We start from the raw sequence: 17,159 nt of genomic DNA on the forward strand, positions 1-17,159 counted from the left end.
TCAGGCGGCAGAAAGGAGCCGGGCCACATCGGCCCGCAGCGCAGCCGCGTCATGCCCCGTTCCCGGCCGGCGCAGCGCCAGCGCCCGTTCGGCGCGTTCCGCCGCCTGGCCCTGAAGCACCGGCGCGGCGGCGGCCACCTCCACCATCTCCTCCATCTTGCCGTTGCAGTGCAGCAGCAGGTCGCAGCCGGCGACGGCGGCATCGACCGCGCGCTGCTCCAGCGTTCCGGCGAGGGCGCCCATGGAAAGGTCATCGCTCATCAGCGCGCCCTCGAAGCCGATGGAGCCGCGGATCACCTCCGTCATCACCACCGGAGAGGTCGTGGCTGGCCGCTCGGCGTCGATGTCCGCGTAGACCACGTGGGCGGTCATGCCCAGGGGAATGTCCTTCAAAGCGCGGAAGGCGGCGAAGTCCGCCCCTTCAAGCTCGGCGCGGGGCGCATGAACCACGGGCAATCTTTCGTGGCTGTCCACCGGGGCGCGGCCGTGGCCGGGAATGTGCTTCAGCACCGGCAGCACGCCGCCATCCAGCAGCCCTTCCGCCGCCGCGCGGGCGAGAGCCGCCACCGCGCCCGGCTCGGTTCCGTAGGCCCGGTTGCCTATGATGCCGTGCCCGTCCGGATGCCGCAGGTCCGCCACCGGCAGGCAGTCCACATCGATACCGAGATCGGAAAGATCCGCGGCGATAGCCCGCGAGTTGAGCCGCGTCGCCTGCAGCGCCGCCTCCGGCGCGCGCAGGTAGAGCGCGCCGAAAGCCTCGGCCGGGGGATATTCCGCCCAGTGCGGGGGCCGCAGGCGCTGAACGCGCCCCCCCTCCTGGTCGATCAGCACCGGCGCGGCCCATCCGGCGGCGTCGCGCATCTCGGCCACGAGGGCGCGCACCTGATCCGGGCTCTCCACGTTGCGCGCGAACAGAATGAAGCCCCACGGCGCGGCGGCGGAGAAGAAACGCCGCTCCTCGGCGGAGAGGCGAAGACCGGCGCAGCCGGCGATGAAAGCCCGTGACGACATGATCTGCCCCTATAAGCGGCTCCGCCGCCCGTCAAGGCGAGGGAGCCCCAAATAAAAAGGCCGGGACGAGCCCGGCCGAGGTGGTTCTGTTGCGGACCGGCTCAGAGCCCGGCCACGTATCGCGCCGGATCGACCGCGGTCGAACCCTTGCGGATCTCGAAGTGGAGCTGCGGGCTCTGCACGCTGCCGCTCTGGCCCGCCTTGGCGATGATCTGGCCACGGCGCACCGTGTCGCCGCGCTTCACGTCCAGCTCGCTGGCATGGGCATAGGCGGTCACATATCCGTCGGCGTGCTTGATGAGCACGAGGTTGCCGTAGCCCTTCAGCTCGTTGCCGGCATAGGCCACGACGCCGTCTTCCGCGGCGCGCACCGAGGTGCCTTCCGGAACCGCGAAATTCACGCCATCGTTGCGGGCACCGCCCGGCTTCGGACCGAAGGAGGAAACCACCCGGCCGCGCACCGGGGCGCGGAACTGCGGGCCGCCGCCGGTCGCGCGGGGCGCGTCATCGGCCCCCGCGTCAGCCACAGCGGTGACCTTGGCGGCGGTTTCGATCTTGGGCTCGGCGACCGGTGCCGCAGCAACCTTTGCCGGAGCACTTGCGGCAGGCGCGGGCGCGGCAGCCGTCTTCATTGGCGCCATCGTCGAGGGCACCGGAGCAGATGCCATGAGTGCCGGGGCCTGGGTGGGCTTGGCGGCAGCGGTGACCGGCGGAGCGGGATGCGTGGAGGCCACGACGGGCGACGGCGCGGGCATGGTTCCCAGGGTGCCACCGGAGGGCGTCGCGGGAACAGCCGCACGCACCGCAGTGGCAGCGGCGGCGCCGGTGGGGATCACGAGCGACTGCCCGGTGCGCACCGTCATGCCCGGAGCGATATTGTTCGCGGCGCCGAGAGCCGCTGGCGTCACATTATAAAGGCGCGCCACGGAGGCGAGCGTCTCGCCGCCCTGCACCACATGGGTGCCTCCGGCCACACGCGGCGCCGCGGGCGCGGACGGAGGCGTGTACCCCGGCGCAACGTAGTTGCCGCCGGCCGCGTAGTTCGCGGAGCCGTAGGGCTGAGCCGGAGCGGAGGCGGCGTAGGAATTGGGCATGCCGGCAGGCCCGGGCGGCGGCAGCGCCGCGGAATCCACCCGCCCCGTAGGCGCGGGGCGCAGGGAGCCAGTGACCTCGGGCGCCGCCCCCTGGGGCTGGGTGTTGCCGAAATTGAAGTCAGGTAAACCGGCAAAACGCGTCGAATCCGAACTGCAACCGGCTACGGCACCGGACATGAGCCCGATCACGGCCAGTCGCGCGACGACGCGGCGCCCCTTGGTCTCGCTGAAATTACGCATGTGACCGTACTCGCACGCAACAGAACTGTCGCCCATTAGAGGCCCCAGGCGTAAATGCGGACTTAAGCCGACCCTGCGTCAGCGCGGCTTTGCACGGATTTCTGCCGGCGTTGCAGATTCGACACAGAAGGGAGGCAGGCCTTGACCCGAAGGCCAAATCAGGCTCCCACATTCACGCTCTTTAGGGCGGCGCCCCCGCCCGCCCCATCCAAGGATGTGCCCCGCAGATGGCTTTGAAGCCGATCGCAGAGGATCTCGTCGCCGCGCTGCGCTTCTACTCGCGGCTGCCGCTGCCGGAATGGGGCGCCGCGCCCCACGCCGCCCCGGACATGAGCCGGCTGGCCTATGCCGTGCCCCTGGCGGGGCTGGTGCTCGGCGCTATCGGCGGGCTGGCGCTGCTGCTCGCCACGGGCCTTCATCTGCCAGCCTATCTCGGCGCCACACTGGCGGTGACAGTTCTCGTCGTGATCACCGGCGCCCTGCAGGAAGATGGCCTCGCGGACACCGCGGACGGCTTCGGCGGCGGGCGTGATCGCGAGCACCGCCTTGCCATCATGCGCGATAGCCGGGTCGGCTCCTTCGGGGCCACGGCGCTCATTCTGGCGCTGATGCTGCGCGTGGGCACCCTGGTGGCGGTAATCGAGGCCAGCGGCGCGCTGCGGGCGGCCCTCGCATTCGCGGCAGCCGCGGCGGTAGCGCGCGCGGCCGGCATCCTGCTTCTGCGCGCCCTGCCCTCGGCGCGGGCGGACGGCGCTTCCGCCTCCGTGGGGCAGCCGACGCCGGCAGCCGCGCTCGCCTGCGGGCTCGTCGCGGCGCTGGTGGTGGTCGTGATCGTCGTGCCCACGTTCGGCGTAGGCGCGGCCTTCGCCGGGCTCATCGCGCCGCTTCTCGCGCTCGCCGCCATGGGCTGGCTCTCAGCGCGACTGGTGGGGGGGCAGACCGGGGACGTAGCGGGCGCGACCCAGCAGGCCTGCGAAATCGCCTTTCTCCTGGCGGTCCTCATCTTCGCACGCGGCTGAACACCCTTTCCACCCGGCGGCACCTGTGCACGGGCCGTTCGCCCGGCTTGAACGAGATTGTCTCCTGGTCTTCCCTCTCTGCCGGGGCGAGAGCGCCGATCACGGAGAGCCCGCGCCCGCCGGGCCCGCAACGCCGCGGTGGCCGCGGACCGAGAATGGGAGACGCCATGGCCAATCGCAGCGACCGACTGCTCTGGGTTCTCCTGGTTATCCTGCTCATCGGCCTGGTGGTGCTGGTGGCGCATCACGACCAGGGCGAGGTAGCGGGCATGGGGCTCGACCAGTTCGGCGCCCTGGTGGCGCTGGGCTCCATCGGCATCTGGATCGGCTGGGGCCTGCTCTCGCGCTTCCACGGCAGGTTTGCCGAAGCATTGCTCGCGAGCGTGTTCTGGCTGCTGGTGGCGGTGCTGCTGGGCGGGGTCTACACTTACCGTGAGCCACTGAGCGCCTTCGGCCAGCGCCTCATGTCTCAACTCGTTCCGGGCCATGCACTGACGGTCCGGAACGGCGGCGAGGTGACGGTGGAGATCGAGCGCGGCACCGGTGGAGATTTCTCGGTCTCCGCGAGCGTGAACGGGGCCAGCACCGCCATGCTCGTGGACACCGGCGCTTCCTCCGTGGTGCTGAGCCAGGAGGCCGCCCGCGCCGCCGGCCTGCCCATCGAGTTTCTCACCTACGACGTGCCGGTGGACACCGCCAACGGCCGGGTGAAGGCCGCCTCGGTGCTAATCGACAACATCATCGTGGGCGGCATCGTGGAGCGGCGGGTGCCGGCGTTGGTCTCTCCGGCCGGCGCGCTCCGCAGCTCGCTGTTGGGCATGACCTTCCTGTCCCGCCTCGAAGCCTTCGAGTTCCGCGGCAACCGGCTCATCATGCGCGGCGCCCGCGCGCCCTGAAGGCGGCGGCGCGGCACACGGGCGTCAGATCATCTCCAGCTCCGCCTTGCGGGCGGGCGGGGGAAAGTCCCGGTCGATCTCGGCGAGATCCTCCGCGTCGAGCACGATCTCGCGCGCGCGTGCGTTCGCCTCCACATGGGCGATGCGGGTCGCCTTGGGAATGGCGATGACATCCGGCCGCCGCATCACCCAGGCAAGGGCCACCTGGAACGGGTCCACGGCGTGCTTGCGGGCCACGCGACCGAGCGCGCCTTCGCGCGGCAGGCGCCCCTGCTCGATGGGGCTGTAGGCCATGGACGGGATGCCGGCGGCCGAAAGCCAGGGCAGGAGGTCGAACTCCGGCCCGCGCCGGCTGGGATTATACAGAATCTGGTTGGCCGCGCAGGCGCTGCCGCCGGCCGCGCGCAGCTCCTCCATGTCCGCCACATCGAAATTGCTTACGCCCCAATGGCGGATCTTGCCCGCCCGCTGGAGCGCCTCGAAGCCGGCGATGGTCTCCACCAGCGGGTGCTCCCCGCGCCAATGCAGGAGATAAAGATCGATGCGATCGGTGCGCAGGCGCTTCAGGCTGCGCTCGCAGGCCGCCGCCACGCCCGCGCGGCTCGCGTTGTGGGGGTAGACCTTGCTCACCAGGAACACACCATCCCGCCGGCCGGCGATGGCCTCGCCCACGACGTCCTCCGCACCGCCCTCGCCATACATCTCGGCGGTATCGATGAGGTCGATGCCGAGATCGAGCCCCGCGCGCAGAGCCGCGACCTCCGCCGCGCGCTGCTCCGCCCGCTCGCCCATGTACCACGTGCCCTGCCCGAGGGCGCCGACGGCCTCGCCGCCGGGAAGGTGAACTGTCTTGCGCATCGGCGATCATCCTGTCGCTGCCAAGGTCGACCTTACAGATAGGGCATCCGGCCGATTCACCGAAGCCCCGCCGCCAGATGCAGGAACAGGCTGCGGGCGGGCGCGGCAAGCTCGCCTTCGTGACGCACGCAGACGGACAGCCGTCGTGTCGCCCATGGGTCGTCGAGGCGGACAGGCGCGACCTGCGCGGCGCGCCGGCAGCGACGGGCCGCGCTCTCAGGAACGATGCCGATCCCCACGCCCGCCCCTGCCATCCGGCAGATGCCCTCAAAGGTGCGCACCTTCACGCGCATCTTGAGCCGGTGCCCAAGCCGCGCCGCCTGCATCTCCAGATGCTCCTGCAGGGCGCCGTCGGAGAGGCCGACGAAGGGCTGCTCCAGCAGATCGGTGAACCCCAGGCGCGCCTGCCCTGCCAGCGGATGAGCGCGCGCGGCCACCACCACCAGGCGATCCACGGCAAAGGGACGAAGATCGAGCCCGTGGGGCTCCACCGCATCGGAGAGAATGCCGATCTCGGCATGCCCCGCAGCGATGCTCCGCGCGATCTCCCCGCTCTGTCGCTCCTTCAGCTCCACATCCGCCTGCGGATGGGCGGCCATCCAGGGCGCAAGGCGCTCCGGCAGCAGCTCCGTGACGGCGGCGGTGTTGGCCAGCAGGCGGATGGTGGCGCGCAGCCCCCTGGCATATTCCCCGAGCTCCCCGCGCAGGCAGGCCATCTGGTGCAGCACGGCGCGCGCATGGTGGGCGAGCGCCTCCCCCGCCGCCGTCGGTGCCACACCACGCCGGCCGCGCGTGAGCAGCACGACCTCGCCGGTGGCTTCCATCTCGCGCAGGCGCTCGCTCGCGGCGGGCAGCGAAAGACCGGCCTCCGCCGCGCCATGGGTGATGCTGCCTGCCTCCACCACGGCGAGGAACAGGCGCAGATCCGTAAGGTCGAACCGCATGAGGGCAGCATAGCCGGTTGGCTGCCTTCGGGCCAGCCGAAGGCAGCCAACGGAACATCCGCATTGTCCATCCACCAAGGGCGCCTAGAGCATTTGCCGGCGAAGTGGACACGGGTTCGCGTGAAGAAGATGCGCGGACTCAAGAACCTCGAGCGTTCGCCGGGAGTTCAGGCGGACGGAGAACGCTTCAGACAGGAGGCATGATGGAATTCCCGACCTCGCTTATTCCCGCGGTCGCCGCGACGTTCTTCGCGGCCGGCGTGGTGAAAGGCGTCACCGGCATGGGCCTGCCGACCATGGCGATGGGCATTCTTGGCACCTTGGTCTCGCCGCTCGCCGCCGCAAGCCTGCTGATCGTGCCCTCGTTCATCACCAACGTCTGGCAGCTTTCCGCCGGCCCGGCGCTGCGCCCGCTGCTGCGCAGGCTGTGGCCGATGATGACGGCCATCGTCCTCGGAACGCTGCTGGGGTCTTCCTGGCTTGCGGAGGCCGGCGCCGGCACGGCCTCCTCGGCCCTCGGCGGCGCCCTGATCGCCTATTCCGCGTACACGCTCCTCGCGCACCAGCTTCATGTGCCCCGCCATGCCGAGCCATGGCTGTCGCCGCTCGTCGGCGCGTTGACGGGTCTGGTGGCCGGCGCCACCGGCGTGTTCGTGCTGCCCGCGGTGCCCTACCTGCAGGCGCTCGCGCTGGAGAAAGACGACCTCGTGCAGGCGCTGGGGCTGTCGTTCACCATCTCCACCCTGGCCCTGGCGCTGAGCCTCGGGCTGCGCGGCGCCTTCCCCCTGGACCACCTTGCCCCGTCGGCGCTCGCGGTGGTCCCCGCGCTCGCCGGAATGTGGGTCGGCCAGGTCCTGCGGCGGGTCCTCAGCCCGCGGGTATTTCGCCGCGGTTTCCTGGTCTGCCTGATGGCGCTGGGCATCGAGCTGCTGCTGAAGCTGCACCTCTGAACGCGACCGAGCCGCGCCCAGAGCATGCCGCATTCCCGACATGGCGCAGGCGCTAGACCAGACCGCTTGGCGTGATCTTCATCACCATGTCGTTGTAGTCGAAGTCGGAGTGCTGCGCGTAGGTGAGGTCCTCGAAGGCGAAGGTGTTTTCGCCGTACATACGGATATATTCATACCCGCCGGGGTTGCTGTCCCCGATGAACAGAACGTCGCCGTTCTGCGTCAGAAGCACAGGTGCGTAATAGCCGTCGCTACCCTGGACGGTCCAATTGGTCTCGAACGAATTGTTGCCCCCCCGCACGACAGTCATGCCGCTATCCAGGTTGGCCATCAGCGCCGCGTGGAACTCCGCCGTGTCGCCATAGGCCACGCCGCCGACACTCCAGTTGCCGGCGGGATCCACGTTCACGTGCACGAAGCCGAGGGTGTTGGTGTTGGCGCCGCTCCCGGTAATGTCGAGAGTCATCACCTCCCCATGGTTGAGGTAGAGCAACGGCTGATTGGTTTCCCTCTGGGTGCCGGCCAGCTGCGCGGCAAGGGACAGGTCGTTGTCGGTCTCCGCCGTGAGCGAAAATCCCCCGACCGTCACCGAAGCCGCGCCGAAGGCACCCGTGTTCACCTGCATGTCCGGAGACATGTTGACGGCGCCGGAGCCGCTCAGCACCGCGAAATGCAGCTGCAGGCCGCTCCCCAGGTACACCTGCTGGACGCCATCCAGGAGATTTGCTCCGGCATCGCTGTAGATCGAGCCGATCTTCCCCAGCGTCGCATCGGAGAGGGTGACATCCGCGCCCGTGTGGCCGTCGCGGGCGACCAGATTGCCGGAAGCGTCGGTGGCGTAAAGCAGCAGCGTCGCATCATTCGGTAACGCGGACTGGCCGCCGGCGGCCTGGAAGCGGATCCAGTTGCCCGTAGCGTCCGGGTGGCTCGAATTGTCGAGAACCAGCGCGTTACCGCCGGCGGCGCCGAGCCCAAGGGAAGGCAATGCCACGTTGAGCGTCAGCGTGCTGGAAACGGGGGTCACCGGATTGGAATAGGTGCTGTCGCCGGGCAGGAACTCCTGCATGGTGATGGTGTAGGTGCCGTTCCCCAGCTGCACATTGGGCGACACCCATTGGCCGTCGAGATCCGCGGTCGCGTTGACAGGGGCGATGTTTGAGCCGCCGGTGCCGGAAATGGAGATGTGTGCGATATTTTCGGCGCCGATCTTGTTGGTGTAGCCCGCGATCGGCGGCGGGCCGCCCTGCGTCGCGTTGTCGGATGCCGACCACCAGAAGGCGGGATTTTCGCCGGTCCAACCGAAGGCAAGCACCCCCGAGGCGGTAGCGGTCGCGGAGACGTTTGTCGTCGTGGTCTGGCCGCTCAGCAGCGTGAACACCCCGGTGGACATGTCCCCGACCAAAGGCGAGGTGGGTTGCGCCGCGCCCTGCAGCAGCGAGGAAGAAACATTCGTGGTCAGCAGCGAAGAATCGATGGTGGACGTGCCGCTGTAGAGGAAGGAGAGCGAAAAGGTCGGCAGTGTCGCGCCTTCTCCAGTGGGAACGCTGATGAGCGCAAGGCCATCCACCGCGAGGGAGCCGGCGCTGCTCTCAGGGTTCACGAACTGCGCGCCGCTCCCCGTGTCGGTGGTGGTGGTGTAGAGATTGTAGGTCTTCGCGGAGGCCGCAGTGCCCGCGGGGTCATTCACGTCGTGCACCACCAGCTGGTACCATGCAGTGCCAGAGGCCGGTGTCGGCATGTTGTTGATCAACAGCGTGCCGGCCGGTTCATCCACGCCTGCCGCGCTCGCCGAATAGGTGCCGTCGGCATTCTGCGTGATGGTCCACACATCCCAGAGCGAACCGTTCGCGGTGTTGCCCTCCGCCGAGAGCTCGACCTGCGACCACACACCCGTTGCGGTCTGGAAGCGGAAGGTGATGCTGGCTTCCGTCTCGTCGAGCACCATGGTCTGGTTCGCGAGGGAGAGCGCGATGTTCAGACCGTTGGTATTCGCGACCACAGGCGAGAAAGTCGCTCCGGAAATGTAGTTCGCGATACTCGGCGTGGTGTAACCGCTGGGCGTCTCGCTATCGTCATAGATGGTGAGATTGACGTTTCCGACATTGCCGGAGCCGTCATAAAGCGACACCAGGGGCCCGCCCTGGCTATAGTGGCTCATCAAATTGTCGGAATAATTCGAGCCATAGGAATTCGAGTTGAGGAAAAATACTTCCGAATAATGATCCATATATAGCGGGGTAGCAGTTCCCGCCAAGGATCGACCGAAGGCATAGGTCGGATCCCAATTAATGTTCGTGTTGAGATTAATCGCTGTTGTGACGGAACTATTGGGAGATGCACCCTCTACATTGTAATATCCCGCGGAAAACCCAGTAAGGAATTGCGTAAAGACCGTCCCCCACTGGTTGTTGGCTCCCGTGTTCATAGCCTCAGAGCCGGAGTGCAGGATGGTGTAAGGCGTCTGAGCGTCAGGGCTTGAATAGACGTACGCGTCCCCGAGGGTCGAGTAGATGCTGTTGGCGAGCTGCTCGGGCGAGATCTGGATATAGCCCTTGACCTGGCTTTCCTCAGTGGGAGAAAGCCAGAAGGTTCCAGTGGTGCCGTCGATATTCTGGTGGGTCGGGTCCCAGCTCAGCGTGTACGCGTAGTAGGCGGCGTTGTGATAGACATTGTTCGCGTCCGGCGCGCCGTTGAAGAAGCCGGAGATGGTGATTCCCGGATTCGCCACTTCGAGGCTCTGGACATAGGCATTCCAGTCGGAGGCCTGGAAGGCGGTCGCTCCACTCACCACGGACGTGGCCGGAGCGATGGCCATGCGGTCGTCGCCATGGAGCGCACCGGCGGGATCGGTGTAGGTATAAAGAACGCCGCTCGCCGCCGCGCCGAGCTTCGTAAACATGTCCGCGCCGCTGATGGCATAGCTGACGCTCTGAGTCGCGTTGCCGCTCACGGGGTAGGCGACGCTCACCTGCATCGGCAGGCCGAAGCCATTCACCGAGGTGAGGTTGCCGGCGTCTCCGGTGGCGTTGAGCAGGGAGAACTCAAAGCTGTCGTAGCGGAAATCCCAGCTCGCGGCGTTTTGCCAGCTGATGTCGGCTTCCGACGTGATGAGAGACGAAAGGTCGTGGCTGTTCCCGGTATCCTGGCTCTGGATCAGGAAATAGATCTTGCCGCCGCCCATCTGCGGCAGATCGATGCTGAAGGTGCCGGCCCCGCCGCCCTGAAGCGTGCCGTTTTCCACCAGATTCGTAAAGTGCGCCGCGCCGCTCGTGTCGAAATAGACCGCATAGGCCCAGACGCCGTTCGGCGTCCCGCTAGTCAGCGTGCCTTGAAGCGTCGACGTCAGATTGAGCGTGAGCGTGGTCATCGCAGGTCCAGGCGGCGCATGGGAGTTCCGCGCCACCCCCCTCGCCCCGAGGCCAGCGCTAACGTGGCCATAACTCTAGATGCGACTCATGACGGGTCAATCTCGGATCAATGAACCGGCCAAATTTCTTAACGAAAACCTACGCCCGACCACGCGCGGCACGTGCCCGTCGGATTTGCGGCAACCTGCGCTGCATCTGACCGCCGGGGAAGATCGGAAGCCGGCCACGCCAGCGCTGGGCGCCGTGCAGGGTGGAATGGGGCCTGAGAATTGGATCTTGGAGCGAAACGGCATGCCCGATCCCTTGGGCCGCCCATATGAAGGCCCGTGACGCCGGGAAAACATACCATCTGGACGGTTTTTATTCCGTCTGCTATTGGGGGCTCCATCTCATAGCTCCAGAACCTGAAGGTGATGAAGGTGCCCTCCCTTCCATCCTCGCTCCGCCTGTCCCTCGCCGCATCCGTTCTCGCCATGCTCGGGATCGCGGGCTGCGGCGAAAACAGCGAGGCCACCGCCACGGCCGCTCCGCCGCCCGCGTCCGTCGCGGTGGTCACTGTCGTGCCGGAGACGCTCCCCATCACCAATGAGCTGCCCGGCCGCATCGCGCCGACGCGCATCGCGGAGGTGCGGCCGCGCGTCTCCGGCATCCTCGTCGCGCGGGTGTTCGAGCAGGGCAGCGTGGTGAAGGAGGGGGACGTGCTCTACCGGATCGATCCAGCCCCGTTCCGTGTGAAGGTGGACAGTGCCAAGGCGGCGCTGGCGCGGGCGGAAGCCACGCGCACCCTCGCCAAGCAGAAGGAAGACCGGCAGTCCAAACTGAAGAACCGCCAGATCACTTCGGACCAGAGCTACGACATCGCCGTGGCGGAGCTTGCCCAGGCCGACGCCGACGTCGCCGCCGCCAAGGCTGGGCTGGACGCTGCCGAGCTGGACCTGCAGTACACCGAGGTGCGGGCGCCCATCGGCGGGCGGATCGGGCGGGCGCTGGTAACCGAAGGCGCACTCGTCAGCGCCACCGATGCACAGAGCCTCGCCACCATCCAGCAGCTCGATCCCATCTATGCCGACTTCACGCAGTCCGCGAACCAGTTGCTTGCGCTGAGGCGCGCCGCCGAGGCTGAGGCCCGCGCCGCCGGCTCCGATGCGAGCCGCGCGCACGTCGTCCTGAATTTCGACGACGGCACGCCTTATGCCCACAAGGGCCGCTTCCTGTTCTCGGAGGCGGCGGTGGATGCCAGCACCGGGCAGATCATCCTGCGCGGCGAATTTCCCAATCCGGGCGGGGATCTCCTGCCGGGCATGTATGTGCGCGTCCAGATCGTTCAGGGCGAGCAGGCCGATGCGCTGGCCGTGCCCGAGCGCGCGGTGCAGCGCGACGCCGGCGGCGCCGCCCAGGTCTTCGTCATCGGCGCCGACAACAAGGCGGAGCTGCGCAAGGTCACGGCGGGGCGGATCGTCAACAACCGCTGGGTCATCGATCGCGGGCTCAAGCCAGGCGATCGCGTGGTGGTGGAGGGCTTCCAGGTCCTGGCCCCCGGCGCCGCCGTAGATCCCCAGCCCTGGCAGCCGGTCGCCTCCGCCGGCTCCGCCACCGAACATTGAGCCGCGCCGATGCCCAACTTCTTCATCGACCGGCCGATCTTCGCCTGGGTGGTCGCGATCTTCATCATGATCGGCGGTGCCATCTCCATTCCGATGCTGCCGGTCTCACAGTATCCCAGCATCGCCCCGCCGCAGATCGCGATATCCACCTCCTACCCCGGAGCTTCGCCGGAAGAGCTGTATCAGGGCGTGACCCGCCTGATCGAGGAGGAGCTGAACGGCATTCGCGGGCTCATGTACTTCGAGTCCACCTCGGATGCGTCCGGCGCGGTGCAGATCACCGCCACCTTCACGCCCGGCACTTCGGTGGAGCAGGCCTCGGTGGATGTGCAGAACCGCATCCGCCGGGTGGAATCGCGCCTGCCGCGGCCGGTGGTTCAGCAGGGCATCACGGTGGAGGAGGCCGCAAGCTCGTTCCTGCTCGTGGTCTCCCTCACCTCCACCGACGGCAAGACCGATGAGCTCGCCCTCGGCGACTACGCCACCCGAAACGTGCTGAGCGAGCTGCGGCGCCTGGAGGGTGTCGGAAAGGCGCAGCTCTTCTCCACCCAGCGCGCCATGCGGGTGTGGGTGGACCCGGACAAGATGCTCGGCCTGCGCCTCACGGCCGATGACATCACCCAGGCGATCCAGGCGCAGAACGCGCAGGTGGCCGCGGGCCGCATCGGCGCGCTACCCAATCCCGTCAGCCAGGAAACCTCCGCGCCGGTGCTGGTGAAGGGCCAGCTCGGCACGCCGGAGGAATTCGGCGCCATCGTGCTGCGCGCCAATCCCGACGGCTCCACCGTCCGCCTGCGCGACGTGGCGCATGTGGAGGTGGGGGGCGAGGACTACAACTTCACCAGCCGCCTGAACGGCCAGCCCAGCGCATCCGTGGGCGTCCAGCTTTCCGCCACCGGAAATGCGCTCGCCACCTCGCAGGCGGTCCGGGCGAAGATCGCTGAGCTGGAGCGCTTCTTCCCGCCAGGCATCAAGGCGTCCATCCCCTACGACACCACGCCCTTCGTCGAGATTTCCATCAAGAAGGTGCTCCAGACCCTCGCCGAGGCGGTGGCCCTGGTGTTCGTGGTGATGTTCCTGTTCCTCCAGAACGTGCGCTACACGCTCATTCCCACGGTGGTGGTGCCGGTGGCGCTGCTGGGCACCTGCGCGGTGATGCTGGCGGCGGGGTTTTCCATAAACGTGCTCACCATGTTCGCCATGGTGCTGGCCATCGGCATCCTCGTGGACGACGCCATCGTGGTGGTGGAAAACGTCGAGCGCCTGATGGCGAGGGAGGGCCTTTCCCCGCGTGAGGCCACCCGCAAGGCCATGGGGCAGATCGGCGGCGCCATCATCGGGATCACCCTGGTGCTCACGGCGGTGTTCGTGCCCATGGCTTTCTTTCCGGGCGTCACCGGTATCATCTATCGCCAGTTCAGCCTGACCATGGTGGTCTCCATCCTGTTCTCGGGCTTTCTGGCGCTGTCGCTCACGCCGGCCATGTGCGCCACCTTCCTGAAGCCGGTGCCCCAGGGCCACCATGAGAAGCGCGGCTTCTTCGGCATGTTCAACCGTGGCTTCGATCGCACCGCCCGCGGCTATCGCGGGCTCGTGGGCTGGGCGGTTGATCGTGCCGGGCGGATGATGCTCGTTTATCTCGCGCTGCTGATCGGCCTCGGCTGGGCATTCATGCGCCTGCCCTCGGCCTTCCTGCCGACCGAGGACCAGGGCTACCTGATCGTCGACATCCAGACCCCGCCGGAGGCAACCGGCACCCGCACGCTGGAGGCGGTGAAGAAGGTGGAGGCGGTCTTCAAGAAGGAGAAGGCGGTTTCCGACATCTTCGCCATCCAGGGCTTCAGCTTCTCCGGCAACGGACAGAACGCGGCCATCGCCTTCGTGGTGCTGAAGGACTGGAGTGCGCGCGGCCCGCAGGACAGCGCGAATGCCATCGCCCAACGCGCCAACATGGAGCTGTCCGGCATCCGGGACGCCATGACCTTCGCCCTCTCGCCGCCGCCCATCGAGGGGCTCGGCACGTCATCCGGCTTCACCTTCCGTCTTCAGGATCGCTCCGGGCGCGGCCACGCCGCCCTCGACGCGGCGGGCGGCCAGCTCCTCGCCGCCGCCGGGGCGAGCCCCGTTCTGGCGGGACCGCGCATCGAGGGGCTCGCCAATGCGGCGCAGCTCCATCTCATCATCGACCGGGAGAAGGCCAATGCCTTCGGCGTGGCGTTCGCCGACATCAATTCGACCCTCTCGGCGAGCCTGGGTTCCTCCTATGTGAACGACTTCCCGAATGCGGGGCGCATGCAGCGCGTGACCGTGCAGGCCGACGCACCCCGCCGCATGCAGGCGGCAGATCTGCTGAAGCTCAATGTCCGCAATGCCTCGGGCGGCATGGTGCCGCTTTCGGCGGTGGCACACCTGGAGTGGTCGAAGGGGCCGACCCAGATCGTCGGCTTCAATGGCTATCCGGCGATCCGCCTCGCGGGAGACGCTGCGCCCGGCCGGTCTTCGGGTGATGCCATCACACAGATGGAGATTCTGGCGGGCCAGCTTCCGCCCGGATTCGGCTTCGAGTGGTCCGGCCAATCGCTCCAGGAGATCCAGTCGGGCACACAGGCGCCGTTCCTGCTCGCCCTCAGCGTGCTGTTCGTGTTCCTGCTGCTGGCGGCGCTTTACGAGAGCTGGTCCATTCCGCTCTCGGTGATGCTGGTGGTGCCGCTGGGCGTCATCGGCTCCGTGACGGCGGTGATGCTGCGCGACATGCCCAACGACATCTATTTCAAGGTCGGGCTCATCGCCATCATCGGCCTCTCGGCGAAGAACGCGATCCTGATCGTGGAGTTCGCCAAGGATCTGCGCGCGGAAGGGCGATCCATCCGGGAGGCAGCGCTGGAGGCGGCATTCCTGCGCTTCCGGCCCATCATCATGACCTCGCTCGCCTTCATCCTGGGGGTCACCCCGCTGGCGATCGCGGTGGGCGCGAGCGCCGGTAGCCAGAATGCCATCGGCACCGGTGTGCTCGGCGGAATGCTCTCGGCCACCCTGCTCGCGGTGGTGTTCGTTCCGGTGTTCTACGTGGTCGTGTCGCGCCTGTTCGCGCGGCGCCAGCCGATGGAGGATGCCGGGGCGGTAGACGCAGGGAGGGGAACGGCATGAGCGAGGCCCATCGCCGCAAGAAGCAGCCCCAGGTGGTGCGCAGCCAGCTTCTGGAGGTGGCGGCGCGGCTATGCGTGGAAAACGGCCTGCACGCCCTGACCCTCGACGCGGTGGCGCGGGCGGCCGGGGTCAGCAAGGGGGGATTGCTTCATCATTTCCCCACCAAGCGGGACCTGCTGGACGCCCTGCAGCACGAGCTCCTTCGGAATTTCGAGGCGAGGCTGGAAGAGCTGATGGCGCAGGATGCGGACCCGCACGGCCGCTTCACCCGAGCCTATCTCCTGGCCAATCTCGACAATGTCGCGGAGCGCTGGAACAGCCTCGCCGTACTGCTGCTGGCCGAGGCCACCATGCGGGAACGTTGGGGCGTCTGGATCAGCGACAGGCTCTCAGCCCTGGGCCCGGAGGAAAACACCGTCGCCATGCAGATCGTGCGCGCGGCGGCGGACGGTGTGTGGCTCGCCGATGTGACAGATGTCGGTGCATCCTCAGAACACGACCGTGAGCAGCTGATCGAGGCGCTGTTGGCCATGACGCGGAACCGCTGACCCAGTTCCAACAGGGGTGGCGCCGATGTGGCCATAGCCCGACGAACGGCGAATGGCGCGGACCGTCAAAGGGAACACCCCCTCTCATGGCGCATCAGGGCAATACGCATTGACGCGTAGCCCATGCCGCGCGTTCATAGCGTCCCCGTGCGAACGGGGACAAGCGTGATCGAAATCCAGGTGAGAGCGGTTCCTTGCGAGCAGCCCGTTGCACAATCATCCTCGCGCTGCTGCTTTCGGCGCTGGCGCTTCAATCCTCCGCACGCGCAACGGAGGATGCCGCCTTCACGCGCTTCATTGCATCGCTCTGGCCGGAGGCTCAGGCCGCCGGCGTCTCGCGCGAGACGTTCGAGCGCGAGACGCGCGGCCTTGAGCCCAACTACAAGCTGCCGGATCTTGCCCTGCCGGGACGACCGGCGACCGGCGCCTCGGCACAGGCGGAGTTCGTGCAGGTCCCGGCGAGCTATGTGAAGGAAGCCACTATCGCGCGGCTCGCCGCCGAGGGGCAGCGGCAGATGCAGAAGCACCGGGCGGCGCTCGATCTGATCGAGCGACAGTTCGGCGTGCCCGCGACGATGGTACTGGCGCTGTGGGCACGAGAAACCGATTACGGCCGCTACACATCTCCTTATGACACCCTGCGCGTGGTGGCGACGCAGGCCTATGTGGGCCGCCGCAAGGAGCAGTATCGTGACGAATTCATCTTCGCGCTGAAGATTCTCGATGAGGGCGTGGTTTCACGTGGAGAGTTTCGTTCGTCCTGGGCGGGCGCCAGCGGCCTGACGCAGTTTCTCCCCTCAGAATATTACAAGCATGGCGTCGATCTTGATGGCGATGGCCGCGTCGATATCTGGCATTCGGTGCCGGATGCGCTGGCCTCCGCAGCCAAGCAGCTCGCCGACAAGGGCTGGCAGCCCGGCGTGCGCTGGGCCTACGAGGTCCGCGCGCCGGCTGATGTCGACTGCACCATGGGCGTGCCTGAAGTTCAAAGGCCGATCGGCGAATGGCTGCGCGCAGGCTTTGCACCACTGCGCGTGCAGAGTCTCTCCACTATCGAGCAGGGGCAAGCGGCGTCTCTGCTTCAGCCGGAGGGCATCTATGGCCCCTCATTCCTGACCACAAAAAATTACTTCGTGATCAAGGAGTATAACTTTTCAGATCTTTACGTGCTCTTCGTCGGCCATCTCTCCGACAGAATGGTGGACCCCCAGCCATTCGGAACCCCGTGGTCGGCCTCGACACAGCTGCGCACAACATCTGTGGAAGCAATGCAGAAGTACCTGACCCGCGCCGGCCTTTACCGGGACAAAATCGACGGCAAGGCGGGCATGCTGACCCGCGCGGCCCTTGGGGCCTATCAGAAGTCGGCGGGACTGAAAGTGGATTGCTGGCCGAGCGAAACGGTGCTCCGCTCGATGAACGGGGCGAGATAGCGGCCTCGAAGGCGCGAAGGGCGACATTCCTGGCTTTGCCTGTCACT

12 protein-coding genes are annotated in these 17,159 nt (G+C 67.4%); 7 read left to right on the top strand and 5 right to left on the bottom strand.

Annotation, left to right across the window (positions count from 1 at the left end; all coding sequences use genetic code 11):
- Both nagZ and V5F61_RS10780 read right to left on the bottom strand, forming a co-directional pair.
- On the bottom strand, nucleotides 1–1,011 hold the full coding sequence (nagZ, locus tag V5F61_RS10775) for a beta-N-acetylhexosaminidase (protein ID WP_393990365.1): 1,011 nt from the start codon (nucleotides 1,009–1,011) through the stop codon (nucleotides 1–3).
- A 101-nt stretch (nucleotides 1,012–1,112) separates the two neighbouring features.
- On the bottom strand, nucleotides 1,113–2,345 hold the full coding sequence (locus V5F61_RS10780; protein ID WP_393990364.1) for a peptidoglycan DD-metalloendopeptidase family protein: 1,233 nt from the start codon (nucleotides 2,343–2,345) through the stop codon (nucleotides 1,113–1,115).
- A gap of 227 nt (nucleotides 2,346–2,572) precedes the next feature.
- On the opposite strand from V5F61_RS10780, the gene V5F61_RS10785 reads away from it, so the two are divergent.
- Both V5F61_RS10785 and V5F61_RS10790 read left to right on the top strand, forming a co-directional pair.
- Nucleotides 2,573–3,364, top strand: coding sequence for an adenosylcobinamide-GDP ribazoletransferase (locus V5F61_RS10785; RefSeq protein WP_393990363.1), 792 nt, complete (start codon nucleotides 2,573–2,575; stop codon nucleotides 3,362–3,364).
- 167 nt (nucleotides 3,365–3,531) lie between these two features.
- The gene (locus tag V5F61_RS10790) at nucleotides 3,532–4,260 is read left to right on the top strand and encodes a retropepsin-like aspartic protease family protein (RefSeq protein ID WP_393990362.1); all 729 of its coding nucleotides are present in this window, start codon (nucleotides 3,532–3,534) and stop codon (nucleotides 4,258–4,260) included.
- Between the two features lie 24 nt (nucleotides 4,261–4,284).
- Here V5F61_RS10790 and V5F61_RS10795 read toward each other — a convergent pair whose 3' ends face one another.
- Nucleotides 4,285–5,118 carry an aldo/keto reductase gene (locus V5F61_RS10795; RefSeq protein WP_393990361.1) on the bottom strand — a complete coding sequence of 278 codons (834 nt, stop codon included), beginning with the start codon at nucleotides 5,116–5,118 and terminating at the stop codon, nucleotides 4,285–4,287.
- Nucleotides 5,119–5,174: 56 nt separating this feature from the next.
- Nucleotides 5,175–6,062: a LysR family transcriptional regulator gene (locus V5F61_RS10800; RefSeq protein WP_393990360.1), complete on the bottom strand. Its 888-nt coding sequence runs from the start codon at nucleotides 6,060–6,062 to the stop codon at nucleotides 5,175–5,177.
- A gap of 200 nt (nucleotides 6,063–6,262) precedes the next feature.
- On the opposite strand from V5F61_RS10800, the gene V5F61_RS10805 reads away from it, so the two are divergent.
- Nucleotides 6,263–7,012 (top strand): sulfite exporter TauE/SafE family protein, encoded by a 750-nt coding sequence (locus V5F61_RS10805; RefSeq protein ID WP_393990359.1) that lies wholly within the window; start codon nucleotides 6,263–6,265, stop codon nucleotides 7,010–7,012.
- Between the two features lie 52 nt (nucleotides 7,013–7,064).
- On the opposite strand, the gene V5F61_RS10810 is transcribed toward V5F61_RS10805, so the two are convergent.
- The gene (locus tag V5F61_RS10810) at nucleotides 7,065–10,379 is read right to left on the bottom strand and encodes a hypothetical protein (RefSeq protein WP_393990358.1); all 3,315 of its coding nucleotides are present in this window, start codon (nucleotides 10,377–10,379) and stop codon (nucleotides 7,065–7,067) included.
- Nucleotides 10,380–10,853: 474 nt separating this feature from the next.
- Here V5F61_RS10810 and V5F61_RS10815 point away from each other — a divergent pair, with 474 nt between their 5' ends.
- The 4 genes from V5F61_RS10815 to V5F61_RS10830 all read left to right on the top strand — a co-directional run bounded on the left by V5F61_RS10815 (nucleotide 10,854) and on the right by V5F61_RS10830 (nucleotide 17,112).
- Nucleotides 10,854–11,984 carry an efflux RND transporter periplasmic adaptor subunit gene (locus tag V5F61_RS10815; protein WP_393990385.1) on the top strand — a complete coding sequence of 377 codons (1,131 nt, stop codon included), beginning with the start codon at nucleotides 10,854–10,856 and terminating at the stop codon, nucleotides 11,982–11,984.
- A gap of 9 nt (nucleotides 11,985–11,993) precedes the next feature.
- Entirely contained in the window at nucleotides 11,994–15,131 is a 3,138-nt protein-coding gene (locus tag V5F61_RS10820) for a multidrug efflux RND transporter permease subunit (RefSeq protein WP_393990357.1), read from the top strand.
- Nucleotides 15,128–15,679 carry a TetR/AcrR family transcriptional regulator gene (locus V5F61_RS10825; protein ID WP_393990356.1) on the top strand — a complete coding sequence of 184 codons (552 nt, stop codon included), beginning with the start codon at nucleotides 15,128–15,130 and terminating at the stop codon, nucleotides 15,677–15,679. The genes V5F61_RS10820 and V5F61_RS10825 overlap by 4 nt, the downstream gene beginning before the upstream one ends.
- A 227-nt stretch (nucleotides 15,680–15,906) precedes the next feature.
- On the top strand, nucleotides 15,907–17,112 hold the full coding sequence (locus V5F61_RS10830; RefSeq protein ID WP_393990384.1) for a lytic murein transglycosylase: 1,206 nt from the start codon (nucleotides 15,907–15,909) through the stop codon (nucleotides 17,110–17,112).
- Nucleotides 17,113–17,159: the final 47 nt, after the last annotated feature.

Source organism: Xanthobacter sediminis (genome assembly GCF_043195015.1).
Lineage (GTDB): Bacteria > Pseudomonadota > Alphaproteobacteria > Rhizobiales > Xanthobacteraceae > Xanthobacter.